This is a genomic window from Serratia sp. J2 (assembly GCF_046269175.1).
GTDB lineage: Bacteria > Pseudomonadota > Gammaproteobacteria > Enterobacterales > Enterobacteriaceae > Chania > Chania fonticola_C.
This window is the reverse complement of sequence record NZ_JBKABN010000013.1, coordinates 39,338-62,799: the sequence shown is the minus strand read 5'-3', so window position 1 is coordinate 62,799 and position 23,462 is coordinate 39,338. Positions and strand designations below refer to the sequence as shown.

The following is a 23,462-nucleotide window of genomic DNA, read 5'->3' as shown; positions in this document are numbered from 1 at the left end:
CAAAAAACGTGAGATGAAAGCGATGGCGTGCGGCTACCATTAGCGAAATCGCTCCGTTGGAGCTATATACTATGCAAACCATTTCTCTGGGGCCTGGCGATTCTGCTGGCTTTACTCTCTGTTTTCCCTGCCAATCAGGGACGTAACAACAAGGGATCCTGCATGCTGCATCCGCGCGCCAATGCTATGTTGGCCTTCGCCCTGCCCGCGATCGTTATCGGTTCCGCCTCCAGCCTGATCCTCATCTTGCTGATGGAAAGTGCCAGCATGCTGCAGAATTTACTGTGGACTCGCCTCCCGGAACTGCTCAATATCGATAGCCATTCACCCTGGTGGACCATAGGTATTCTCACGCTGACCGGTATAGCCGTTGGGTTGATCATACGTTTCGTACCGGGCCATGCCGGGCCCGATCCGGCAACCGAATCACTGATCGGCATGCCTTTGCCGCTGGTCGCCGTACCGGGGCTGGCGTTGGCTTTGATGATCGGCCTGGCAGGCGGCGTTAGTTTGGGGCCGGAAAACCCGATCACCGCCATCAATATTGCCCTGGTGGTCGCACTTGGGGCCAGGCTATTACCCAAAGTGCCCAGGATGGATTGGATCATCCTCGCCGCCGCTGGCACGATTGGCGCAATGTTTGGTACTCCTGTTGCCGCCGCCCTGATTTTCTCGCAAACGCTAGGGGGAAATAACGAAGTCCCCCTGTGGGACCGGCTGTTTGCCCCGCTGATGGCCGCCGCCGCCGGGGCCATCACTACCCAGATATTCTTTACCCCGAACTTTACCCTACAGCTTGATGCTTACGAGGTGACCCGGCTACGCGATATCTTCAGCGGCTCAGTGGTCGCGCTGATCGCTATTGCTCTGGGGATGGTGGCGATCTGGTGCTTCCCACGTATGCACCACATGTTCCATTCGCTGAAAAATCCGGTATTGATGCTCGGACTAGGCGGTCTGTTGCTGGGGATCCTTGGGGTAATTGGCGGAGATGTCACCCTGTTCAAAGGGTTGGATGAGATGAAACTGTTGGTGGTCGACGGCAGTTTCACCACCAGCCAATTGTTGGTGATCACCCTGACCAAGCTGGCCGCCCTGGTGGTAGCTGCCGCCAGTGGCTTCCGTGGCGGGCGTATTTTCCCGGCGGTATTTATCGGTGTCGCACTGGGGTTGATGTTGCATCAACATGTTCCGGCGGTTCCGGCAGCGATCACCGTTTCTTGTGCCATTATGGGGTTGGTGCTGGTAGTGACTCGCGACGGCTGGCTGAGCCTGTTTATGGCCGTGGCGGTGGTGCCAGAGCTACACCTGTTACCGATATTGTGTATTGTTATGTTGCCCGCCTGGTTAGTGCTGGCGGGCAAACCTTTAATGCTGGTAGTAAAATACCAGCCTCCGCATGAAGACTAGGCCAGAGCATACTCGGCAGCGGCATGCGCATGAATTGCCGTGGTGTCGAATACTGGCACAGCGGCATCTTGTGCGCTAACCAACAGGCCGATCTCGGTGCAGCCAAAGATAATCCCCTCGGCGCCCTGCTGTTCCAGCTTGGCAATAATCCGGCGATATTCATCGCGTGAGGTATCAACGATCTTGCCCAGGCACAGCTCTTCATAAATGATGCGGTGTACGATATCGCGATCGGCAGCATCCGGCGTGACCACTTCGATAGCAAATTTATCCTGCAAACGCCCACGGTAAAAATCCTGCTCCATGGTAAAGCGCGTACCGAGTAAGCCGATACGGCGAATATTTTGCTGCCGTACCTGCAATGCCGTGGCATCGGCAATATGGATCAGTGGCAGACCGCTGGCCTGTTCCACCGCATCCGCCACCTTATGCATAGTGTTGGTACAGATCACGATGGCTTCGGCACCGGCAGCACGCAGCGAAGCGGCGGCCCCTGCCAGCAAACGGCCAGCGCCTTCCCAATCACCTTGGTGTTGCAAGCGTTCCACCTCATGAAAATCCACGCTGTAGAGCACGATTTTGGCTGAATGCAGGCCACCAAGCCGCTGTTTCACCTGCTCGTTGATCATTCGGTAATAGGGAATGGTGGATTCCCAACTCATCCCGCCCAATAATCCCAACACTTTCATTCGGTTCTCCTTGGTTTTGACTCACTATCAACCAGACATTACCCGAGAACGACCCGACTGACGAAGCAATTATTTGCTGCGCGAACTGCTAGCCTGAGCCTGGCGCGGCTCGAACCAACGCTGGCGCAGGGTATCGTAGAGCCAGTTATACGCCATGGTATAGGGCAGGAAGAACAGGAAGAAACCAATCTCCAACACAAAGGCCTGCCACAACGAAATATTGAGCATAAAGGCGGCTATCGGCAGACCAATCAGCACAAACCCGGCTTCAAAGCCAAAGGCATGGCCAATACGCACTTTGAGCGTTCTGACCACTCGGCTCACCGGCCACAGCCGATCAAAGATCGAGTTATAGACGATATTCCACAGCATGGCGACAGTAGATAACATGATCGCCAGCGTCCCGACCTGTGCCATAGAGCGGTTAAGCAACCATGACCCCACAGGGGCACAGATCATTACAGCGATAGCTTCGAATCCCACTGCGTGAACGATACGTTCAGTCAACGACTTGTTTTGCAACTGCATACTTCACCTGCTTTGTGATCATTATTGAAAAAGTCAGGTGATTATCATCGCTTTTTTGCGTAGATTAAAAATAGGTTCCATCGATAAAGTAGATACATCATGCGCTATTCCCCAGAAGCCCTCCTGGCCTTTGTTGAGGCCGCCGCGTTAGGCTCGTTTTCTGCCGCCGCACGCAGGTTGCGCAAAAGCCAATCCACCATCAGCACCGCCATTGCCAATCTGGAGGCAGATCTCGGGCTGACGCTGTTCGATCGCCAAGCCCGTCAACCAGTATTGACGGAGGCTGGCCGCAAGGTGCTGGGCCACGTGCAGGAAATTCTCGCGGCCAGCGAACGGCTCGATGCGCTGAGCATCCGCTTGGGGGACAATATCGAACCACGGCTGACCATCGTTTTTTCCGATACCTATCAACCCAACCATCACGATAACCTGCTGAAACATTTCGAGCGGCGTTATCAGGATATCGAGCTGGAATGTATGATCGCCGAAGGGGAGGATGTGCTGGATCTGCTACAGACTGGCCGCGCTCACTTGGGGATGCTGGCGGTTCAACCCACCTATCCCCCCGAGATTGCCGTCTCCAGGCTGCCAGAGCAGACTGAAATGGGGCTGTTTGTTGCTCATGACCATCCACTGACCCATCTCCCTGTCCTGACACAAGCCCACCTTGCCAGCAGCCGCCAACTTTACCTCAACACCTATACCAGCAACAACGCGGCCAAACCGCGCGGGCGAACCTGGTCGGCACCCAGCTATCTGATGCTGTTGGAGATGGCGGAACAAGGGGCGGGTTGGGCGATATTGCCGCACTGGCTGGTCAAACAGTACGGGCAGCAACGTCTGACAGAGCTGAAAATGCGTGGCTGGCCGCAAACCATCTCGGTCGACGCCGTATGGTCCAAGCTTACCCCGCCGGGGCCAGCGGGGCTGTGGTTATTGGATCGCCTGCTGGAAAATGCCACCGATCAGGCCGCCGCATTACGCGATTGAATGGCCCGTGAAACGCTATCTAGCAGTTCGGGAAAATCCATTTTCGGCAGCACCACCTCGATAAACGCCAGTTGCTCGCAACCACCGACCTCTCCAAGCGCCGCACGCAGTTGATCAGGCTCGGTGACCCGCAGGCACTTCATCTTATGATCGAGCGATAAAGCCTGCGGTAGCCGCGTCCAGTTCCATTGCGCAATATCGTTATAGCGCTGTTCCGGCCCATGGATGGCTCGCTCGATAGTGTAACCGTCATTATTCAGCAGCAAGATCACCGGCTTTTGCCCATCGCGCAACATACTCCCCAACTCCTGCACGGTAAGCTGAGCGGCTCCATCACCAATCAGCAATATCACTCGACGCTGAGGCTCGGCAGTCTGCGCGCCAAACGCCGCCGGTAAGGTATAGCCGATCGATCCCCATAAGGACTGTACGATAAACCGGCACCCCTGCGGCAACGTCAGCGACGCAGCGCCAAAACAGGCGGTACCCTGCTCCGCAATCAGGATATCTCCCGGCAGCAAGAAGTCTTGGATCTGCTGCCAGAAACCATGTTGATCCAGACCGCTGGCACTGGGACCTGGCAGCGCTGGCCGTTTGATCGACGGCAACGTCCATTTGCTGGCCAACGATAACGTCAGTTGGTGTAAAGCCTTCACCGCGTCCCGCATCGGGACCTGGCTGAATACCTGCTGTCCAACCCTTGCCTCGAACGGCTGAATATCTATGCATTTATCCACGGGCAGGTTATGACTAAAACCCGCGGTGATGGCGTCGGTGAAACGCACCCCGACGTTAATCACCACATCGGCCCCCTCAATCTGCTGCCTGACTTGCGGATCGCTCGCGGCTGCGGCATAGGTTCCGGTGAAGCAGGCATGGGTTTCATCCAACACGCTTTTGCCTAACAGTAATGTGGAATGAGGAATATTGACCTCATTCATCCATTGTTCCAGCACCGGTTCGGCACCAAAGCGTTCGGCCAGGAAATCCGCCAGCAGGGAAACCTTCTGCGCTGCCTGCAGTTTTTCCCGTGCGGCGGCGATAAATGCCTGTAGGGAAACGTCGGACAGATTGGGCTGGCGTAACACTAAAGGTGCCGGGCGCGAAGCCAACGGAGCTTCAGCAACGTCACTTGGCAACAGCAGGTACACCGGGCGGCGCTCGTAAAGTGCGGTGGTCAACAGGCGATCGATTTCCGCTTCCGCATTGCTGGCCGTCAGGCTGGCCTGGGCGATGGTGACCTCTTTCGCCATGCGGGCAAAATGACCAAAATCCCCATCCCCCAACGAATGGTGCAACAAATCCCCGGCACGCTGGGCTCGCAAAGCCGGGGCGCCAACAATGTGGATCACCGGCAGGTATTCGGCATAGCTACCGGCAATGCCGTTTATCGCACTTAATTCACCCACGCCAAAGGTGGTCAGCAGTGCCGCGGCAGGCTTGCAGCGGGCATAACCATCGGCAGCATAGGCGGCGTTTAGCTCGTTGGCGCAGCCGACCCAGGTTATCTGCTGATGATCAATAACGTGATCGAGAAACTGCAGGTTGTAATCTCCCGGTACGCCGAAAAAGTGGCGAATGCCAATCTGGGCTAACCGATCGAGAAGGTAATCTGCCACCGTATAGCTCTTGCTCATGATCATCACCTAGGTAACGGGAGAATGGTTAGTATTAAGTATTAAAGATGCTGCCGAATTTTCGAACTTTATCGGCAAAAGGCACTGGAAACCTCACTTTACATCTACGCACTAACGGTATGCAGTAAAGATCATCCATAAGCAATTTGAATAAATGGCGGACAATTAGCGTGATCTGGCACTCTGACAACCCAGATGTAAGCGCATACACTGAATATCATTTCCCGCCGTCGATGAGGATTTTATGGTTTATCAAGCTGAGCCTGCCCGCTACCAGAATATGGAATATCGCCGCTGTGGCCGCAGCGGGCTGCAACTGCCAGCCGTTTCGCTCGGTATGTGGCACAACTTTGGTGATAGCTCGCTGTATGACAATGCGCGCAGTCTGGTACATCGTGCCTTCGATCTTGGCATTACCCACTTCGATCTGGCCAATAACTACGGGCCACCGCCGGGTTCTGCCGAGGAGAATTTCGGCCGCATTTTGCATCAGGATCTCCAGCCTTATCGCGATGAGCTGATTATCTCTTCCAAGGCGGGCTACACCATGTGGCCTGGCCCCTACGGTGACTGGGGATCGAAGAAATACCTGGTCGCCAGCCTGAACCAGAGCCTGCAACGCATGCGGCTCGACTATGTGGATATCTTCTACCATCACCGCCCTGACCCAGATACGCCGCTGGAAGAAACCATGGCGGCGCTGGATTTGATAGTCCGCCAAGGGAAAGCGCTGTATGTCGGGTTATCGAATTACCCGGCCGAACGGGCGCGGCAGGCATTTGCCATACTGCAACAGCTTGGTACTCCTTGCGTGATCCACCAGCCGAAGTACTCGATGTTTGAACGCTGGGTCGAACCCGAGTTGCTGGATACGCTGGAAGAGCATGGCGTGGGGTCTATCGCCTTCTCACCATTGGCCGGAGGCATGCTGACCGATCGCTATCTGCAAGGCATTCCGCCTGATTCACGCGCAGCGAGCGGCAGCCGATCGCTCACTCCCGAGCAGATTACCGAAGCGAAACTGCAAAAGGTTCGCCAACTGAACGCGCTGGCAGAACAGCGTGGCCAAAAGCTTTCGCAGATGGCGCTGGCCTGGGTATTGCGCAACGATCGGGTCACTTCCGTTTTGATCGGTGCTAGCAAAGTCAGCCAGATTGAAGATGCGGTCGGTATGTTGGCCAACCGTAAGTTCAGCGCAGAAGAAATCGCCAAGATTGAGCAGATCCTGATGTAATCGCTTACAAACCGCCGGTGAATTATCGGCGGTTTTTTCACCTTCCTCCTCAGATAACTCCCAATCCCCGGTATTCCCCATGGCTTTCAGAATTTCCCCAAAGGCGCAGCCGCTCCAAGGCGATAGCATCCCTCGGATAAATACCTCATGGATTTTACGCATAGCGTTAAAGAACGAGGGATAACAACCGTTTTGCATGGCCAAAACCTATACCGATGAACGTGCTTCATTATCGGTACCCGGCCAAGGGAGCCTAAATGTTCAAACCTCTGTTTACCGCTGCCATTCTGGTGGCGCTTTTCATACCCATCGCCCATGCTAGCAGCGTCAATATTGATTTGCTGCCGGGGGTCTCACTGCAGATTGGTGACCAGGACAAACGGGGCAATTACTGGGACGGTTACGACTGGCGCGATCGCGATTGGTGGCATGGCCATCAGGGGCGTGATTTAGGGGAGCGCAGCCGCCGGGGCTACTATTGGGATGGCTATCGCTGGCGTGACCGCGATTACTGGCAGAAAAATTATTACTATCATGATGGCCGCTACCGCAAGGCCGATAAATACTATTACAAACAGTATAAAAAACAACATCATAAGAACAAACATCATCACGAAAAACACCATCACGATCATGATGATTGACCCCTCACCCCAACCCTCTCCTACAGGGAGAGGGAGCCGATCGGCATCGTCATCAGGTACAGAAGTCAACCTGTAGCACGTTTATCCCTTCTCCATAAGTGAGGGTCGGATGAGAGGAACTATCCTAAAGCAGGTTGCTGATCAGCAGATAACCGTTTAGCCCAACCACCACCAACACAATCAGTTTACCGAGATTCTGAATCAGACGACCGTTGACCATATCCCCCATCAGTTCACGGTTGCCGGTAAACGCCAGCAGCGGCACCAACGCCAGGGCAATACCAAAGCTCAGCAGTACCTGGCTCAAAACCAGAATACGCGTCGCATCCATCCCCATCATAATGACAATAAACGATGGCATCATGGTGACCACCCGCCGTACCCAGATAGGAATATAGAAGCGGACAAAGCCCTGCATCACCACCTGCCCTGCCAAAGTACCTACTACGGTAGAAGAGAGACCTGCTGCAACCAGGCTCAGGCCAAAAATGGTGGCCGCCGCATTGCCGAGCAGCGGCTGCAACGTCAGGTAGGCTTGGTCAAGATCGGTAATGCCGCTGTGGCCGTTGAAATGGAATGCGGCAGCGGCGGTGGCCATCATCGCCAGGTTAACAAAACCGGCAATGGTCATGGCGATCGCCACGTCCAGCTTGGTGGCCGAATAACGTTCTGCTTTAGAGTCTTTACCGGCGGTCTGCGTCAGCGAGGAGTGCAAATAAATCACATGCGGCATGATGGTTGCCCCTAGCACCCCCGCAGCAAGAAACACCGCGTCACCGTTTGGCAAATCCGGGATCGCCATCCCTCTAAGTAACCCGCTCAGTTGCGGCTGAGAAAATACCAGTTCTACTATATAGGCCATCGCCACAAACAGCAGCAGGCCGCCAATCACCAGTTCCAGTGGCTTTTGCCCGCGTTTTTGCAGCATCAGGATCAGGAAGGTGGCAATACCGGTGAGGACTGCGCCCTGCAACAGCGTTACCCCTAGCAGCAGTTTGAAACCGATCGCGGCACCGATAAACTCGGCCAAGTCAGTCGCCATCGCGATAATCTCCGCCTGCACCCAATAGGCCCAGACGGCAGGGCGCGGGAAGCGATCGCGGATATGTTCGGCAAGGTTTTTACCGGTAGCAATACCGAGTTTGGCAGACAGCAATTGGATCAGCATCGCCATGACGTTGGCCCATACCACCACCCACAGCAGCGTGTAGCCAAAAGAAGCGCCAGCTTGAATATTAGTGGCAAAATTACCGGGGTCGATATAGCCGATGGCGGCGATAAAGGCAGGCCCCATCAGAGAAAGTTTGATCTTTCTGGACGGGCGGCTGGAGGAAGTATTGTTAACCGCGCGACTGTTCAGCATAGCGAAAACCCTTACTAATTTAGCTCACCTTCATCTTTACTTAAATGATAATGATTATCAAGTGCATTTGCAGCGATAATGGTTATCTCTGCGATAGCCAAAAACGAAGGTTTTATCGAACAGATCGCATGAAATCCTGGCGTTTCCATCTACTCTGGATCACAAGGTTCAGAGCGGATCACGCTTGATAATAAAAGTAGCACAAAAATGCCACGAACACGCATATTTATTAACATCTTGATCTTTGGTGCTTTGCCGTCATAGATTAGGACTATCTCCACTATGATTTTCCATATTTGCTATGAATGTCTCGTTTTTAAACTTGGCGTTACATAAAATGACAACCGAAATTCAGCCTGCCTCAAATTTGGAGCAAACATGTCCCATATTGCGCACTTTGCGTTAGCGTTAGTGGTGGTTGCGATCCTGGCCCTGTTAGTGTGCCGCGATCGTAAAAACATCCGCATCCGCTATGTTATTCAGTTGTTGGTTATTGAAGTATTACTGGCCTATTTCTTCCTGAACTCGGAAGCAGGTTTAGGCTTTGTAAAAGGCTTTGCAGCAATGTTCGACAAGTTGCTCGGGTTTGCGGGGCAAGGGACTGATTTTGTGTTCGGCGGGATGGGTGACAAAGGTCTGGCCTTCTTCTTCCTGAAGGTGCTGTGCCCAATCGTGTTCATCTCTGCCCTGATCGGTATTCTGCAATACATCAAAGTACTGCCGTTTATCATCCGCATCATCGGGACCGTGCTGTCTAAAGTGAACGGTATGGGCAAACTGGAATCCTTCAACGCCGTCAGTTCGTTGATCCTGGGCCAGTCTGAGAACTTCATTGCCTACAAAGATGTGCTGGGCAAGATGTCAGAAAAACGCATGTACACCATGGCCGCTACCGCGATGTCGACAGTTTCCATGTCTATCGTTGGTGCGTACATGACCATGCTGGATGCCAAGTATGTGGTGGCAGCGCTGGTACTGAACATGTTCAGCACCTTTATCGTCCTCTCACTGGTCAACCCTTATGACACCAGTAAAGAAGAAGAGCTGCACCTCGGCAATCTGCACGAAGGCCAAAGCTTCTTTGAAATGCTGGGTGAATACATTCTGGCAGGCTTCAAGGTGGCGATTATCGTTGCCGCGATGCTGATTGGCTTTATCGCCCTGATTGCCGCGCTTAACGGCCTGTTCAGCGCCATCTTCGGCCTGAGCTTCCAGGAAATCCTGGGCTACTTCTTCTATCCATTTGCCTGGGTCCTTGGCGTGCCTAAGCACGAAGCGTTGCAGGTTGGCAGCATCATGGCCACCAAGCTGGTTTCCAACGAATTCGTCGCCATGATGGAACTGCAGAAAATCGGTGCTGAGCTGTCCCCACGCAGCATGGGCATCCTGTCCGTGTTCCTGGTGTCCTTCGCCAACTTCTCTTCTATCGGTATCGTAGCCGGTGCGATTAAAGGGTTGAACGAGCATCAGGGCAACGTGGTTTCACGCTTCGGCCTGAAGCTGGTTTACGGCTCAACTCTGGTTAGCCTGCTGTCAGCGGCCATCACAGGCCTGGTTCTGGGCTAACAGCTTTAGAATCGACAAGTTCTAGTCTTAAGACGCCCGATGAAGTTTATCGGGCGTTTTTTATTTGATGGCCCAATGACAATACTGCTCGAACTGAGGGGCGGAATAGACACAACATGCGGCGGTGTTCTTACAGCACAAAAGCAAAAAGCCGACCCAAGGGTTGGCTTTTCAAATGGTGGTGGAGCTAGACGGGATCGAACCGTCGACCTCTTGCATGCCATGCAAGCGCTCTCCCAGCTGAGCTATAGCCCCACAAAAGTGGTACGCGTTAACCGTGCGTTACGGTATTCCCCAACCTTCCTGAGATAAAAGGTTGGTGGAGCTAGACGGGATCGAACCGTCGACCTCTTGCATGCCATGCAAGCGCTCTCCCAGCTGAGCTATAGCCCCAATCCACAATCACGAAATCCTGTGAACGGGGCGCATAATATGAAACCCCAGAAACCCTGTCAACGGCTAAATTGAATTCCTCGATCAAGCGCTGAAAAAGCCGCCAAATCAGCGCGTTTAATGCTAAAAAACCGCCGCTTTGGGCACAAAATAAACCGGCAAGAAAAAAGCCCCGCGAATCGCTTCGCAGGGCTTTGTCGGTTTAGCTGGCAACTAACGGTCAGGCTTGCGCTTCACGCTCGGCAATATAAGCCAACGCCTGATCAATACGCTTGAGGGAGCGAGCCTGGCCGATAGCGTGTACGGTAACGTCCATGCCCGGTGACTGGCCAGCGCCAGTGACCGCGACGCGCAATGGCATCCCTACTTTACCCATGCCCACGCCCAGTTCGTCTGCGGTGCCCTGAATGGCGTCGTGCACGTTTTCTGGCGTCCAGTTGGTAATAGCGGCCAGTTTGGCGCGCACGGCCTCCAGCGGCTGGCGTGCGACAGGACGCAGGTGCTTCTTCGCCGCATCGGCGTCGAACTCACTGAAGTCCTGGTAGAAGTAGTGGCAAGACTCCGCCATCTCCTTGAGGGTTTTACAACGCTCGCCCAGCAGTTTGACCAGATCTTTCAATTCCGGGCCGTTACGGGTTTCAATCCCCTGCTGCTCAACATGCCATGCCAGATAGACCGCCACTTCTTCCGCTGGCATATGGTTAATGTAGTGATGATTTAACCACTGCAGCTTTTCGGTGTTGAAGGCACTGGCGGATTTGTTGATCGCATCCAGGGTGAAGAACTCTTTCATCTCGTCAATAGAGAAGATTTCCTGATCGCCATGGGACCAACCCAGACGCACCAGATAGTTCAACAATGCCTGCGGCAGGTAGCCGTCATCGCGGTATTGCATCACGCCAACGGCACCATGGCGTTTGGACAGTTTTTTACCGTCATCACCCAGGATCATCGACACGTGAGCATATTCCGGCACCGGTGCCCCCAGCGCTTTCAGGATGTTGATCTGGCGCGGTGTGTTGTTGATATGGTCTTCACCACGGATCACGTGGGTGATTTCCATATCCCAGTCATCGATCACTACGCAGAAGTTATAGGTTGGCGCACCGTCAGTACGGCGAATGATCAGATCGTCCAGCTCCTGGTTGCTGAATTCGATCGGGCCACGGATTTTATCGTCAAAGATGACCGAGCCTTCCTGCGGGTTACGGAAACGCACAACGTGTGGCTCGTCATCTGTGTGGCTACACTGGCTATCGCGGCAATGGCCGTCATAGCGTGGCTTCTCGCCGTTTTCCATTTGCTTCTCGCGCAGCGCTTCCAGGCGTTCTTTCGAGCAATAGCACTTATAGGCCGTTCCCTGTTGCAGCATTTCATCAATCACCGCATTGTAGCGATCGAAACGCTTGGTCTGGAAGTACGGACCCTCATCCCAATCCAGGTTTAACCAGTTCATGCCATCCATAATTGCGTCGATAGCTTCCTGGGTTGAACGTTCGAGATCGGTATCTTCGATACGCAATACAAACTCACCGCCGAAATGGCGGCTGAACAACCAGGAATAGAGCGCAGTACGGGCGCCGCCGACGTGCAGATAGCCGGTCGGGCTTGGGGCGAAACGGGTTTTGATTTTCATTGGGTTCACTGCCTTATTACGCAACGCGTGTCAGCGGAGTGCCGACGATTGCTCGGAATGTAAAATAGTGGACGACATTCTACCACTCCATGCTAATTCCTCAACGCCGACACGCTATCGGCCGCTACGCTTTGCGGCCCACTACGCATGATACTGTGCAAAGAATCATCCTGGTCGGCGATAAATATCGCATCCTGTCTAAATTTGCGGCGAACGATTGAAATCATTTTAAAAACCGTTGACTCACTTTCAACTATCCCTATAATGCGACTCCAACAAGACGGGGTGATTAGCTCAGTTGGTAGAGCATCTCCTTTACACGGAGGGGGTCGGCGGTTCGAGCCCGTCATCACCCACCATCTTGTTGAAGCAGTAAGAAATGAGAACAATGAGGGTGATTAGCTCAGTTGGTAGAGCATCTCCTTTACACGGAGGGGGTCGGCGGTTCGAGCCCGTCATCACCCACCATCATTCTCTCATTTGGTAGTATCTGGAAGTCCTGAAGTGGGTGATTAGCTCAGTTGGTAGAGCATCTCCTTTACACGGAGGGGGTCGGCGGTTCGAGCCCGTCATCACCCACCATTTCAGTTTCAGACAGCAGTAAACCACATTCGTGGGTCGTTAGCTCAGTTGGTAGAGCAGTTGACTTTTAATCAATTGGTCGCAGGTTCGAATCCTGCACGACCCACCACCATTTAGAAAAAGGCGCCTTTGGGCGCCTTTTTCGCATATGCGCTCCCCACAAGAGTACCGTCTCCCTCAGCACATACGCAAAGAAGGGTCGTGTGGGTGAGAACCTGCGTTCAGGTTCGAGTCTCGCTTGCGAGACAACGGCGGCGGCCGGTCATCCTGCACGACCCACCGTACAGGTGCCTAATGCACGCTCTACACTCTTTTGACCTACCTGAAAACCGACACTTCAGGCCTCGGTGATATCTCCCTCACCCTAGCCCTCTCCCCAAGGAGAGGGGAACAGTCCGTGCCACCTGAAATATCTCCGTCAACCTAGCTATCAGCGAACACAAACAACAGGTCATCCTGCACGACCCACCGTACAGGTGCCAAATGCTCGCCCCCTACTTCTTTTGACCTCCCCGGCAACCGCCTCCTCAGCCAACGGTGATATCTCCCTCACCCTAACCCTCTCCCCAAGGGAGGGAACAGTCTGTGCCACCGGTTATTCCGCCATAAACCTAGCCGCCGCAAAGAAATAAATATTTTAAAGGCAATTAGTTACTAACCATCAAAAACAAAAAGGGAGCCCAACTCGGCTCCCTACGGTTTTAACGCATTGGCAATAACTCAGGCCGCCAACGTCGCCCCACCATCGATCACAATATCCTGCATCGTGATATGGCTAGCCCGGTCAGACGCCAGGAACAGAATCGCGTCGGCAATCTCCTGTGGCTGGGCAATTTTGCCCAACGGGATACCCAACTTAAACTGGTCAGGAAAACCCTTGATCATATTGCTTTCACCGTGTTCGTCCTGCCACATCCCGCGCAGCATCGGGGTATTGGTCGAGCCGGGAGAAACCAGGTTACTGCGCACACCATAAGGCGCCATTTCCAGCCCCACGGTTTGACACAGGCTGCGCATAGCGGCCTTGGAGGCACAGTAGGCAGCCATGCCAACGCGTGGCACATGAGCCGCGTTAGAAGCGATGCTCACGATGGCCCCCAGCTTCTGGCGGCGGAACACCGGCAAGGTATGACGGAACAGGTTAAAGGCACCACCCGCGTTCACCGCCATGCAGGCCAGCCAGTCCGCATTGCTGGTTTCATCGGTCAGCCCCATGCGCAGAACGCCAGCCCCATTGACCAGCACGTCCAACCGTTCATGTTCCGCCAATAAACGCTGGCAAACGCTATCTACCATAGCGGCATCAGTGATATCCAGCACCTCGGTGCGGAACGGATAGTCCAGATCGCCAAAATGCAGATCGAAGCCGATAACCTCGGCCCCACTCTGTGCAAATGCCAATGCGGTTTGATAACCAATCCCCGCCCCGGCACCAGTCACCCAAACGCGTTTACCGCTAAATTCCTGTTCTCTAGCCATCAGGATCTCCTATCGGAAAGCAGCGCCCACCAGCTATCGATCGTCGGTGATTTGGCCAGCGCAATAAAATCGATATCTTCACGAATTTTACGCCAGCGGGTTGCCAACTCCATGATACGCACCGAGTCCAGACCGTAATCGATCAGGTTTTCATCATTGCCGATCTCTTCACTATCTTCATCGAGCAACGGGATAATTTGCTGGCGCAACGCATCGATGCTGGCAATACCGGGTAGCAGATCTGCGGTGGTCACCACGCGGCCACAGCGCCCGGCGGTGTAACGCAGGGCCATCAGGTGTTCCTCGCGGGAGAAGTCCGCCAGGCCGTCGGCCACCATAAACGGTTTGATGTTACGCATAAAGGCGTCGATAGCCGTGGTCATGCAGCCAATGTGCGCGTAGACGCCGCAGATAATCAGTTGGTCGCGCCCGCTTTCTTGCAGGATCTCTTGCAATGGCGAACGGTGGAATGCGCTGTAACGCCATTTAACCAGCACCGTATCGTCAGCATCCGGTGCCAATTCGCTGACCACCGCCTGCTGCTCAGGGTGCTTGTTCAGCCCCGGTCCCCACATATCATTCAGCAAGGCACGGTCTTCATCACTTTGCTGATTAGGCTGCGCGGTATAAAACACCGGGATACCCTGCTGCTTGCAGTAGCGACGCAGAGCGGCGATGTTCTCGACCACCTGTTTGATCAACGGGCTATCTTCGCCCCAGAAATTAAGGAAATATTGCTGCATGTCGTGGATCAGCAATGCCGCGCGCTGTGGCTCGAAGGCCCAGTTAACCTTGTTAACCGGCAACTCGCTCGGCGTTGGCAACGCATAATCGTTAAGTTTAGGGATCGCCATGACTTATTCTCCTTTGGCCTGAGCCAGTTGTTGCGTTTCCAGGCGTTCACGCAGCAGTTTTTTATCGACTTTGCCGACCGGGGTTAACGGTAGTGACTCCACCTGAATAAAGCGGTCGGGCAATTTAAATTCGGCCACACCCTGCTCACGCAGATGGCGGCGCAGCACCACGGGTTTGACTGCCTCGTGCGCGATGACGAAGGCACAGCTTTTTTCACCCATCAGCTCGTCTGGCATCGACACCAGCGCGGCGTTAATCACCGCTGGGTGGCGCAGCAGCAGGTTTTCAATTTCTTCTGCAGCAATCTTTTCGCCACCCCGGTTGATTTGGTCTTTCTGCCGCCCTTGTACCTGCACATAACCGTCCGCCGTCAGGCTGATCAAATCACCGGAACAGTAGAAACCGTTCTCGTCAAAGGCTTCGGCATTATGCTCAGGGCTTTGGTAATAACCGCGGAAGGTGTATGGCCCACGCGTCATCAGGCGGCCCGTTTCCCCTACCGGTAGCGGATTACCTTGTTCATCTGCCACCCACAGCTCGTCGTCCGGGCACATTGGCGTGCCTTGGGTGGTGAGAATGTGTTGGTCGTCGTCATCCAGCAATGTGTAGTTCACCAGCCCTTCGGCCATGCCAAACACCTGCTGCAACTGGCAGCCGATCTCGTTGCGTATGCGGGCCGCCAGGGTTTCCCCCAATTTGGCTCCGCCAACCTGCAGCAGCGCCAGGCTGGCTAACGGCTGATTGCTGCCCCACTCTTCGATCGCCTGTAGCCACAGGGTAACGGCAGGCGGCACCAGCGCGGTAACCGTGATCTGATGCTGTTCGATCAGTTTGAAACATTGGGCGGCTGCGGGATCGCTGGCAAACACCACCAGCCCGGCACCGTAGAACACCCCCAACACGCCTGGAGAGCTCATAGGGTAGTTGTGGGCCACTGGTAACGCACACAGATAGCGGGTAGCGCTGTCGAAGCGGCAAATCTCTACGCTGCGGCGAATGCTGTAGTAATAATCGTTATGGGTACGCGGGATCAGCTTCGGCGTACCGGTGCTGCCACCGGAAAGCTGGAAAAACGCCACCCGATCGGCGGCCGTTGGCGTCGGTTCAAAAGCACCGGGTTCTTCTTCCAGCCAGGCAACCAATGCCTGTTCACCTTCGGCCTGATTACGCAACCCAACCACCCGTAGCGAAGGATGCTGTTCTCTGAACGTATCCAGGAACTGATCCTGTGCGAACAGGGCATGCTCGCGATCGGCAATCAGCAGCGCAGGCTTGATTTGGCTGGCATAGGCGTTCAGTTCGCTACGTTGATGGCTGAACAGGGCATTCACCGGCACCACGCCGATTTTCAACAGGGCAAAGAACACCACATAGAATTCAACCACGTTGCCAAGTTGAACCAATGCGGTATCGCCGGATTGTAGTCCGCGCCGAAGCAGGGCGGCGGCTAGACGGTCGGAAAGCTGTTCCAGTTGGCGGTAGCTTAAGCTGCGTTGTGGGTCGATCATGGCAATAGCGTCGTTGTCTGCCTGACGGGACAAGATGTCGGTCAATGGCCGATCGATCCAATAGCCGCGTTCGCGGTAACGGCGCGCGAACTCTTCTGGCCAGGGGGTAAAAGCAATAGTCATGGGACTCTCTATCCTTGATTAAGGCCAAACGCACGCAGAATGGTGCTGAGCTTGGTACCGGTTTCGTGCCATTCGGACTGCGGGGAAGAGTCCTGCACGATGCCCGCACCGGCAAACAGGCGTACCTGATTCCCCTTGACGGTGCCGCAACGGATGGTGACGACCCACTCTCCGTTACCCTCGGCGTCACACCAGCCGACGATGCCGCCAAACAGCTGCCGGTCAAACGGCTCAAGCTGTTCGATAAGATCGCGCGCTACCAGTGTTGGGGTACCGCATAATGCCGGCGTCGGGTGCAACAGGCAGGCCAGCGACAGGGCATTCTCTGCCCGATCGGCCACTTCACCGTCGATTGGCGTCGAAAGATGCCATAACGTAGTGGTGCTGAGCAGTTCAGGGGTTGCGGGAATATGCAAATGGCTGCAACGCCCGGCCAAGACCTGGCGCATACCTTCGGTCACGATCTGGTGTTCATAACGGTCTTTGCCTGAAACCAACAGTTGTTCGCTGACGGCCCGATCCCGCTGCGGATCGCTTTCGCGCCGAGCCGATCCCGCCAGCGGGTTGGAATGGAACTGATCGCCAAATTTACGCAGCAGCAGCTCCGGGCTGGCTCCCACCAATGCCCCCTCTGCCAGCGGCACGTGGAAATGGAAGCCGTGCGGATTCTGGGCAATGATGCGTGTCATCAACGCTGCGTGGTCTACCGGCTTGCTGGTTTCAATGTCCAACAGGCGGGCGAGCACCACCTTATCCAATCGATCACCACTAGTTGCCTGTACGGCATCGCTAACCATCTGCATAAACTGCGGCTGCGCTGGCAACTCGGTTTGGCGGACAATCTCAGGGATCGATCCAGCAGCAGGTGCCACACTGGCCTGCAAGGTTTCACGATCGAACCATTGCGTCTGTTGTGGGATAAACAGTGACGAGGGTTGACGAGTGTCAAAAGGGATCGCGCCGCACAGCAGCGGATCCTTGATACCTGCCTTGCGGGCCTGCGCAAAGGCCTGCTGTATCGCCTGCTGGAATTGGCCCTGCAGGTCATCGCCATCAACCGCTGGCAAGGTGATGCGGGCAAAGCATCCCTGGGTGCTCAGACTGCGAAAAGGCGAGGTAAAAAAGAAACCTGAAGTCGGGGATATTGTGGCGGGCTGTGCCAGATCTACACCCTGTTGCAGGTCCTTTTGCGCAGCGCCCTTAACGGCTACGTCCATAGGTACTTCCTCTTGTTTCATTAACAATAACCAATATAATAATGATTATCATTTGTATTGCATCCGCGATAAAGTACCTGCCAGAACTAGCCATGTCAATAAACGTAACCTCTTCTGCTAACCCACATTAAGGGGTAAACTTGGTGGTTTCTGACCAATGAATGATAATCATTCGAATTAAAAGGATCTCACCGATGTTAATTCCCCTGCGGCTCAGCCTGGCGCTGTTTGGCCTGCTGGCGTTGAGCGTGGCCCAGGCCGAGACTCAAGCTTGGCCTCGCAGTATCGAAACCTCGCACGGCGTTATCACCCTTAACCAACCCCCACAGCGCATCGTTTCCACCAGCGTGACGGTTACCGGTACGCTGTTGGCGATCGACGCCCCAGTGATCGCCAGCGGAGCAACCAGCCCAAACAACCGGCTGTCGGATCGGCAGGGCTTTTTCCACCAGTGGGGAGAGATTGCGGCCAAACGCGGAGTGAAGCGGTTATATATTGGTGAACCCAACGCCGAGGCGATCGCCGGTGAGGCACCTGACCTGATTGTGATGTCCGCTACCGGGGCCGATTCTGCGGTGCGCCTGTACGATCAACTCTCGGCCATCGCTCCGGTGCTGGTGGTGAACTATGACGATAAAAGCTGGCAAGAACTGGCCAACATCCTCGGCGTAGCAACCGGTCACGAAGCACAAGCGGAGAAGATCGTCAGCGAGTTTGATCGCCGTGAGAAAACGCTGAAACAGCAGATGACATTGCCACCCCAGCCCATAACGGCACTGGTGTTTCGCAGCGATGGCAAGAATGCCAACCTGTGGACCGCCGACTCATCACAAGGGCAACTGCTGCAGCAGCTAGGCTTTACCCTGGCCACCTTGCCGCCCAAACTCAATGCCAGCACCAGCCAAGGGGCGCGGAAAGACATCATCCAACTCGGCGGTGAAAACCTGGCAGAAGGCTTGAATGGCCAAACGTTGCTGTTATTCGCCAATGACGAAAGCGACGTACAGCGGCTGATGAGCAACAGTTTCCTAGCCCATCTGCCCGCGGTGGAGAACAAGCGGGTTTATGCCCTGGGGAACGACACCTTCCGGCTGGATTATTACAGCGCCAGCAACTTGCTGACGCGTCTGGAAAAGCTGTTTATTTCTCCGTAGTCGCAGTGGCGGGTTGGAGTTTATCGCTCTGCCCGCCCATGCTCACGTTGCGTAGGCCACGCATGGCAAACGCCAGCACCACAGCCAGCAGCGCCGCACCGAAACCGAAGCTGGTCGAACTCATCGCTGGCAGCATAAATGCCCCCATCGCGCCGAGCAGCAAGGCACCAAGCGCATCCCCCACTACGTTTTGAGCGGTCCACAGGCCGTTAATCCGGCCCAGAAACGCGTCCGGCGTCAGGTTCTGTATCAGGCCATATTGCAGCAGCGAGTTCAGTGCGCTGAGGTAGCCAAACACCACCAGGCACAACAACGCCATGCCGTACCAAGGCATCAGGCCAAACAACCCCACGGCCACGAAAGCCGCTATCGCCGTTATCAACATCATCCAGCCTGGCCGTGCCATCTGAGCCACCCGGCCACTGGTAAATGCGCCAATCGCCGCCCCTAGTGGCACCGCCGCATACATGATCCCCAAACTCTGAGTGGTAACCTGCCACATGCCCGAGATAGCTGGATATAACACGCGCACCGCACTGGCCATGGTCATCAACGCACCAATCAGCGCCACCATGCCAATCACCTTGTTCTGGAACAGGAAGGTGAAGCCGCCGATCAACGCCCGCAGCGGGTGTTCACGGGGCTGCGGCGGAGGTGGTAACTGGGGCAGTTTTAATAGCGGGATCAAAGTGATCAGCGTTCCCAAGGCCGCCAGCGCATAGTTCCAACTGATACCCGCCCCGGCGATCACCAGCCCGCCGATAGCGGGAGACAGGATCGACCCAAAGCGCACGGTCAGCATGCTGATGGCCCCGGCCTGTACGATATTCTCACGGCCAACAATGGCCGGTGTCGCCGCCAGCAACGCCGTTACGCCTACCGCACCAAAAAATCCGTCCCACACTGCGAGAAGATAAATGGCCGTCAATGAAGGTGAAGGTAGCGCAGCATTGAGGCACAGCCCCAAAAAACCCACACCGCAGGTTGAGCGCGCAAACAGGATCAGGCGACGGCGTTCATAACGATCGGCCAACACGCCGCCCATCAGCAAACCGGCAAACATTCCGCTGCCCGCCAGGGTCACCGACAGCCCGACCAACAAGGTTGAGCCGGTTAACGCCTGGATCTGCACCGGAATGGCGATCGCCATCAGGCCCAATGCCAGGATCGAAATAAAACGGGCGCAGAATACGGCACGAAAAGCGGGGTTGGTCCTAAGCAGGCCAAAATCGAGCAAAATAGAGGGTTTATTCATCTGGTTATCACCACAACTTATATCCTTGATCTTCCACAAACAACGACACGATATTCGATAGGCTCGGTGCTAGTGCTGGTTAGGCTGCCATGCTACCATAGATAAATACAATCAATAATGATAATAGATATCATTGATATTCAGTTAAAATGGGCTGTCATGTTCCGGCTTACACCTAATTGTTCTCCTCCGCTTCCTGACCGCAGGGGCATACTGTTTCTGGGGTTATCCCGCTCCTTCTGGCAGCGCCTGTTTGGCCTGCTGTGCGCCTTTGCCGTGCTGCTGTTGGTAATGATGCTCAGCCTATCGCTGGGGGCTAAATCCATTCCTTTTAGTAACGTCGTTGCCGCTCTGAGCGGCCAATGCAGCGGCGCAGACTGCGTCATCATTACAGAAGCACGCCTGCCACGCACCCTGATCGGCGTATTGGCTGGCATTGCACTTGGGCTGGCTGGCGCGCTGATGCAAACCCTCACCCGCAACCCACTGGCAGACCCTGGCATCTTAGGAGTTAACTCCGGAGCCGGTTTCGCCGTAGTGTTGGGCATAACTTTCTTTGGTGCGACCAACGTCAGCCAATATCTGTGGTTCGCCTTTGCCGGGGCGCTGTTTGCCTCGCTGTTGGTGGCGCTGGTAGGCGCATTGGGCGGCAGCCGCGTTAATCCTGTGCGCCTAACGCTGGCCGGGGTAGCGCTGGCCGCTGTGCTGGAAGGGATGACCACCGGCATCGCTCTGCTCAATCCTTTGGTGTTCGATCAGCTGCGTTTCTGGCAGGCCGGTTCGCTAGACATTCAGAATATGGCGGTAGTACGTGCCGTAGCATTGCCAATCCTGCTGGGTACGCTGATCACCCTGTGGCTTAGCAAGGCGTTGAACAGCTTAAGCATGGGGAGTGAGCTTGCAGCGGCGCTCGGCACCGGGATTATCCGCACTCAACTGCTTGGCCTGTTAGCTATAACGCTGCTGTGTGGCGGAGCTACCGCCGCCGTTGGTCCTATTGCCTTTGTCGGACTGATGATGCCCCACATTGCCCGGCGGTTAGCGGGTTCCGAATTAAGCTGGATGCTGCCCTGGACGCTGGTTTTAACGCCGATCCTGCTGCTGAGCGCTGATTTATTGGGGCGCTTTCTGGTTGCGGGGGAACTGCGGGTCTCCATCGTACTTTCCCTGATCGGCGCGCCAATGTTGATTATGCTGGTGCGCCAGCGCCGTATGTTCCGGCGGGGAGGATAAGATGAGCCTGTTGGTTTCCCGCCAAATCGTCGCCAAAAAGCCGTTTCGGCTGGCGCGTCCTTTAGCAACTGCCCTGCTGTTGTTGCTCACCTGCCTTGCGCTGGCGGTTTATGCCCTCGGTTCTGGTACCTTGCAGCTCAGCGCTGCTCAGGTGATCGACGCGTTACTCGGCGAAGGCCCGACCAATCTTGCGGTGATCGTCACCCAGTGGCGTTTGCCACGTGTGGCCATGGCTTTACTGTTGGGGGCAGCGCTCGGCCTCAGCGGTGCGATTTTCCAGTCACTGTTGCGTAACCCGCTCGGCAGCCCTGACGTGATTGGTTTCAATACGGGAGCCTATAGCGGCGTACTGGTCGCCATCGTGCTGTTTAACAGCAGCGTTATCGGCATTACCTCTGGGGCGTTGGCCGGTGGCCTGCTTACCGCCGGGGTGGTTTATCTGTTGGCCTGGAGCAACGGGGTAGAAACCTTCCGCCTGATCATTGTCGGGATTGCCGTTCGTGCCCTGCTGCTGGCCGCCAATACCTGGATGATCATCAGCGCCTCATTGGAAGCGTCTATGACAGCTGGGCTGTGGAACGCCGGTTCCCTCAACGGCATCACCTGGGCGAAAAGCCTGCCGGTGCTGGCGGTGCTGCTGCTGGCGTTACTGGTATTGCTGACGTTGACAAGACGTATGCGGTTGCTGGAAATGGGGGATGACACCGCCTGCGCACTCGGCGTTGGGGTTGAACGCTCCCGGCTGCTGTTGCTGCTGGTCGGAGTGATACTAACCGCTGCCGCCACCGCCGTGGCCGGGCCGATTTCCTTTATTGCTCTGGTCGCCCCGCAAATTGCCCGCCGCCTGTGCGCCAATCAGAACGTCTTGCTGCTCACCGCGCTGACCGGTGCCCTATTATTGCTGGCGGCCGATGTGGCAGCGCAGCGCCTGTTTATGCCTTATCAGTTGCCGGTCGGTGTGTTGACCGTCAGCATCGGTGGCATCTATCTGATTTGGTTACTTATCCGTGAGTCACGAAAAAAATGAATGCTGAAACCCCGTTAACCGCACCGCTGCGTGCCGAAAACCTGACGCTGAGCTACGACAAGAAAATCGTCGCACGCGATCTTTCAGTGTCTATTCCTCATGGCGAACTGACGGTCATAATCGGGCCAAACGCCTGCGGTAAATCCACGTTGCTGCGCACCCTCAGCCGCCTGATGCAACCCCAGGCGGGCTCGGTGTGGCTGAATGGCCGACAAATCCGGGAATATCCCACCAAGGAAGTCGCACGCCAACTGGGCCTGTTACCACAAAGCTCAATTGCCCCAGGCGATATCACGGTGTTCGATCTGGTTGCCCGTGGCCGCTACCCTCATCAGAGCCTGTTCAGCCGCTGGCGCGAAGAAGATCAGCAGGCAGTGGAACAGGCCATGCGCTCAACCGGCGTGGCACAGTTGGCCGATCAACCCGTCGATACCCTTTCCGGTGGGCAACGCCAGCGGGTGTGGATCGCCATGGTGTTGGCCCAGCAAACGCCGCTGCTGCTGCTGGATGAGCCGACCACCTGGCTGGACATCACTCACCAAATCGATCTGTTGGAGCTGTTGCGCCAATTGAACCGGGTGAATCATTACACGCTGGTGGTGGTGCTACACGATCTCAACCATGCCTGCCGCTATGCCACCCATCTGATCGCCATGCGCGACGGCAAAGTGGTGGCCGAGGGCTCGCCAAAAGACATTGTTACGCCAGAATTGATCGAGGAGGTTTACGGGCTGAAGTGCGTGATCATCGACGATCCGGTTTCGCATACGCCGCTGGTGGTGCCATTGGGGAAATAGCGGCCAGCAAACTCACGATGAAAATCAGGCCACCGGCTGATAGCCGATGGCCCTACTGACAGATCATCACCGTGAGCGCGAGAGCCCTCTAACTAACTTTGGCCACCCAAGGTTGGAAGCCTTTAGGCAGGCAGCCACAGCC

Annotated in this window: 19 protein-coding genes and 6 tRNA genes; 13 read left to right on the top strand and 12 right to left on the bottom strand. The window is 55.4% G+C overall.

Translation table 11 applies throughout. From position 1 onward, the window contains the following. Positions 1-162: 162 nt before the first annotated feature. Positions 163-1,410, top strand: a complete 1,248-nt coding sequence (locus ACKWMY_RS14785; protein WP_309048229.1) for an ion channel protein — start codon at positions 163-165, stop codon at positions 1,408-1,410. On the opposite strand, the gene ACKWMY_RS14780 is transcribed toward ACKWMY_RS14785, so the two are convergent. Together ACKWMY_RS14780 and ACKWMY_RS14775 are read right to left on the bottom strand one after the other, a co-directional pair. Continuing rightward, positions 1,407-2,099, bottom strand: a complete 693-nt coding sequence (locus ACKWMY_RS14780; RefSeq protein WP_024486101.1) for an aspartate/glutamate racemase family protein — start codon at positions 2,097-2,099, stop codon at positions 1,407-1,409. The two genes, ACKWMY_RS14785 and ACKWMY_RS14780, sit on opposite strands and share 4 nt — an antisense overlap. Before the next feature lie 69 nt (positions 2,100-2,168). Then, positions 2,169-2,627 carry a multidrug/biocide efflux PACE transporter gene (locus tag ACKWMY_RS14775; RefSeq protein WP_211136127.1) on the bottom strand — a complete coding sequence of 153 codons (459 nt, stop codon included), beginning with the start codon at positions 2,625-2,627 and terminating at the stop codon, positions 2,169-2,171. Positions 2,628-2,726: 99 nt separating this feature from the next. On the opposite strand from ACKWMY_RS14775, the gene ACKWMY_RS14770 reads away from it, so the two are divergent. After that, on the top strand, positions 2,727-3,617 hold the full coding sequence (locus ACKWMY_RS14770; protein WP_074030334.1) for a LysR family transcriptional regulator: 891 nt from the start codon (positions 2,727-2,729) through the stop codon (positions 3,615-3,617). Here ACKWMY_RS14770 and ACKWMY_RS14765 read toward each other — a convergent pair. After that, entirely contained in the window at positions 3,593-5,254 is a 1,662-nt protein-coding gene (locus ACKWMY_RS14765) for an alpha-keto acid decarboxylase family protein (protein ID WP_261161669.1), read from the bottom strand. The two genes, ACKWMY_RS14770 and ACKWMY_RS14765, sit on opposite strands and share 25 nt — an antisense overlap. Positions 5,255-5,498: 244 nt before the next feature. Between ACKWMY_RS14765 and mgrA the strand changes: the two genes are divergently transcribed. Together mgrA and ACKWMY_RS14755 are read left to right on the top strand one after the other, a co-directional pair. Continuing rightward, positions 5,499-6,488, top strand: coding sequence for an L-glyceraldehyde 3-phosphate reductase (gene mgrA, locus ACKWMY_RS14760; RefSeq protein WP_065683015.1), 990 nt, complete (start codon positions 5,499-5,501; stop codon positions 6,486-6,488). A 257-nt stretch (positions 6,489-6,745) separates the two neighbouring features. Continuing rightward, on the top strand, positions 6,746-7,132 hold the full coding sequence (locus tag ACKWMY_RS14755; RefSeq protein ID WP_253082832.1) for a DUF2502 domain-containing protein: 387 nt from the start codon (positions 6,746-6,748) through the stop codon (positions 7,130-7,132). Between the two features lie 124 nt (positions 7,133-7,256). On the opposite strand, the gene ACKWMY_RS14750 is transcribed toward ACKWMY_RS14755, so the two are convergent. After that, positions 7,257-8,495, bottom strand: a complete 1,239-nt coding sequence (locus tag ACKWMY_RS14750) for an Nramp family divalent metal transporter (RefSeq protein WP_024527145.1) — start codon at positions 8,493-8,495, stop codon at positions 7,257-7,259. 378 nt (positions 8,496-8,873) lie between these two features. On the opposite strand from ACKWMY_RS14750, the gene ACKWMY_RS14745 reads away from it, so the two are divergent. Then, complete coding sequence (locus ACKWMY_RS14745; RefSeq protein WP_021178662.1) at positions 8,874-10,061, top strand: NupC/NupG family nucleoside CNT transporter; 1,188 nt, start codon at positions 8,874-8,876, stop codon at positions 10,059-10,061. A 179-nt stretch (positions 10,062-10,240) separates the two neighbouring features. On the opposite strand, the gene ACKWMY_RS14740 is transcribed toward ACKWMY_RS14745, so the two are convergent. The 3 genes from ACKWMY_RS14740 to gltX form a co-directional block, all read right to left on the bottom strand. Then, positions 10,241-10,316 (bottom strand) — tRNA-Ala (locus tag ACKWMY_RS14740). A gap of 62 nt (positions 10,317-10,378) precedes the next feature. Further along, positions 10,379-10,454: transfer RNA gene (locus ACKWMY_RS14735), tRNA-Ala, on the bottom strand. Between the two features lie 220 nt (positions 10,455-10,674). Then, positions 10,675-12,090, bottom strand: coding sequence for a glutamate--tRNA ligase (gene gltX / locus ACKWMY_RS14730; protein ID WP_024527144.1), 1,416 nt, complete (start codon positions 12,088-12,090; stop codon positions 10,675-10,677). Positions 12,091-12,373: 283 nt separating this feature from the next. Between gltX and ACKWMY_RS14725 the strand changes: the two genes are divergently transcribed. The 4 genes from ACKWMY_RS14725 (at position 12,374) to ACKWMY_RS14710 (ending at position 12,781) form a co-directional block, all read left to right on the top strand. Further along, positions 12,374-12,449, top strand: a tRNA-Val gene (locus tag ACKWMY_RS14725). 33 nt (positions 12,450-12,482) lie between these two features. Continuing rightward, positions 12,483-12,558, top strand: a tRNA-Val gene (locus ACKWMY_RS14720). Between the two features lie 38 nt (positions 12,559-12,596). Further along, a tRNA-Val gene (locus ACKWMY_RS14715) sits at positions 12,597-12,672 on the top strand. A gap of 33 nt (positions 12,673-12,705) precedes the next feature. After that, positions 12,706-12,781: transfer RNA gene (locus tag ACKWMY_RS14710), tRNA-Lys, on the top strand. A 611-nt stretch (positions 12,782-13,392) separates the two neighbouring features. On the opposite strand, the gene dhbA is transcribed toward ACKWMY_RS14710, so the two are convergent. The 4 genes from dhbA to ACKWMY_RS14690 are packed head-to-tail and all read right to left on the bottom strand — an operon-like array spanning position 13,393 to position 17,854. Then, on the bottom strand, positions 13,393-14,151 hold the full coding sequence (dhbA, locus tag ACKWMY_RS14705) for a 2,3-dihydro-2,3-dihydroxybenzoate dehydrogenase (RefSeq protein WP_199062366.1): 759 nt from the start codon (positions 14,149-14,151) through the stop codon (positions 13,393-13,395). Further along, positions 14,151-15,005, bottom strand: a complete 855-nt coding sequence (locus ACKWMY_RS14700) for an isochorismatase family protein (protein ID WP_409486509.1) — start codon at positions 15,003-15,005, stop codon at positions 14,151-14,153. Before ACKWMY_RS14700 ends, dhbA begins: the two co-directional genes overlap by 1 nt. A gap of 3 nt (positions 15,006-15,008) precedes the next feature. Further along, positions 15,009-16,637, bottom strand: coding sequence for a (2,3-dihydroxybenzoyl)adenylate synthase (locus ACKWMY_RS14695; RefSeq protein ID WP_409486508.1), 1,629 nt, complete (start codon positions 16,635-16,637; stop codon positions 15,009-15,011). An 8-nt stretch (positions 16,638-16,645) separates the two neighbouring features. Next, complete coding sequence (locus ACKWMY_RS14690; protein ID WP_409486507.1) at positions 16,646-17,854, bottom strand: isochorismate synthase; 1,209 nt, start codon at positions 17,852-17,854, stop codon at positions 16,646-16,648. A 194-nt stretch (positions 17,855-18,048) separates the two neighbouring features. Between ACKWMY_RS14690 and fepB the strand changes: the two genes are divergently transcribed. Further along, positions 18,049-19,008: a Fe2+-enterobactin ABC transporter substrate-binding protein gene (gene fepB / locus ACKWMY_RS14685; protein ID WP_409486506.1), complete on the top strand. Its 960-nt coding sequence runs from the start codon at positions 18,049-18,051 to the stop codon at positions 19,006-19,008. On the opposite strand, the gene entS is transcribed toward fepB, so the two are convergent. Next, positions 18,995-20,263 carry an enterobactin transporter EntS gene (entS, locus tag ACKWMY_RS14680; protein WP_024527138.1) on the bottom strand — a complete coding sequence of 423 codons (1,269 nt, stop codon included), beginning with the start codon at positions 20,261-20,263 and terminating at the stop codon, positions 18,995-18,997. The genes fepB and entS overlap by 14 nt on opposite strands. 159 nt (positions 20,264-20,422) lie before the next feature. Between entS and fepD the strand changes: the two genes are divergently transcribed. The 3 genes from fepD to ACKWMY_RS14665 are packed head-to-tail and all read left to right on the top strand — an operon-like array spanning position 20,423 to position 23,320. Beyond that, positions 20,423-21,496, top strand: coding sequence for a Fe(3+)-siderophore ABC transporter permease (gene fepD, locus ACKWMY_RS14675; protein WP_409486505.1), 1,074 nt, complete (start codon positions 20,423-20,425; stop codon positions 21,494-21,496). Position 21,497: 1 nt separating this feature from the next. Beyond that, positions 21,498-22,523, top strand: coding sequence for an iron-enterobactin ABC transporter permease (fepG, locus tag ACKWMY_RS14670; protein WP_409486504.1), 1,026 nt, complete (start codon positions 21,498-21,500; stop codon positions 22,521-22,523). Beyond that, positions 22,520-23,320, top strand: coding sequence for an ATP-binding cassette domain-containing protein (locus ACKWMY_RS14665; protein WP_024527135.1), 801 nt, complete (start codon positions 22,520-22,522; stop codon positions 23,318-23,320). The genes fepG and ACKWMY_RS14665 overlap by 4 nt, the downstream gene beginning before the upstream one ends. Positions 23,321-23,462 lie beyond the last annotated feature (142 nt).

Coding starts and splice junctions, on each gene's coding strand:
- ACKWMY_RS14785 (WP_309048229.1), top strand. CDS start 163: ATGCTGCATCCGCGCGCCAATGCTATGTTGGCCTTCGCCCTGCCCGCG.
- ACKWMY_RS14780 (WP_024486101.1), bottom strand. CDS start 2,099: ATGAAAGTGTTGGGATTATTGGGCGGGATGAGTTGGGAATCCACCATT.
- ACKWMY_RS14775 (WP_211136127.1), bottom strand. CDS start 2,627: ATGCAGTTGCAAAACAAGTCGTTGACTGAACGTATCGTTCACGCAGTG.
- ACKWMY_RS14770 (WP_074030334.1), top strand. CDS start 2,727: ATGCGCTATTCCCCAGAAGCCCTCCTGGCCTTTGTTGAGGCCGCCGCG.
- ACKWMY_RS14765 (WP_261161669.1), bottom strand. CDS start 5,254: ATGAGCAAGAGCTATACGGTGGCAGATTACCTTCTCGATCGGTTAGCC.
- mgrA (WP_065683015.1), top strand. CDS start 5,499: ATGGTTTATCAAGCTGAGCCTGCCCGCTACCAGAATATGGAATATCGC.
- ACKWMY_RS14755 (WP_253082832.1), top strand. CDS start 6,746: ATGTTCAAACCTCTGTTTACCGCTGCCATTCTGGTGGCGCTTTTCATA.
- ACKWMY_RS14750 (WP_024527145.1), bottom strand. CDS start 8,495: ATGCTGAACAGTCGCGCGGTTAACAATACTTCCTCCAGCCGCCCGTCC.
- ACKWMY_RS14745 (WP_021178662.1), top strand. CDS start 8,874: ATGTCCCATATTGCGCACTTTGCGTTAGCGTTAGTGGTGGTTGCGATC.
- gltX (WP_024527144.1), bottom strand. CDS start 12,090: ATGAAAATCAAAACCCGTTTCGCCCCAAGCCCGACCGGCTATCTGCAC.
- dhbA (WP_199062366.1), bottom strand. CDS start 14,151: ATGGCTAGAGAACAGGAATTTAGCGGTAAACGCGTTTGGGTGACTGGT.
- ACKWMY_RS14700 (WP_409486509.1), bottom strand. CDS start 15,005: ATGGCGATCCCTAAACTTAACGATTATGCGTTGCCAACGCCGAGCGAG.
- ACKWMY_RS14695 (WP_409486508.1), bottom strand. CDS start 16,637: ATGACTATTGCTTTTACCCCCTGGCCAGAAGAGTTCGCGCGCCGTTAC.
- ACKWMY_RS14690 (WP_409486507.1), bottom strand. CDS start 17,854: ATGGACGTAGCCGTTAAGGGCGCTGCGCAAAAGGACCTGCAACAGGGT.
- fepB (WP_409486506.1), top strand. CDS start 18,049: ATGTTAATTCCCCTGCGGCTCAGCCTGGCGCTGTTTGGCCTGCTGGCG.
- entS (WP_024527138.1), bottom strand. CDS start 20,263: ATGAATAAACCCTCTATTTTGCTCGATTTTGGCCTGCTTAGGACCAAC.
- fepD (WP_409486505.1), top strand. CDS start 20,423: ATGTTCCGGCTTACACCTAATTGTTCTCCTCCGCTTCCTGACCGCAGG.
- fepG (WP_409486504.1), top strand. CDS start 21,498: ATGAGCCTGTTGGTTTCCCGCCAAATCGTCGCCAAAAAGCCGTTTCGG.
- ACKWMY_RS14665 (WP_024527135.1), top strand. CDS start 22,520: ATGAATGCTGAAACCCCGTTAACCGCACCGCTGCGTGCCGAAAACCTG.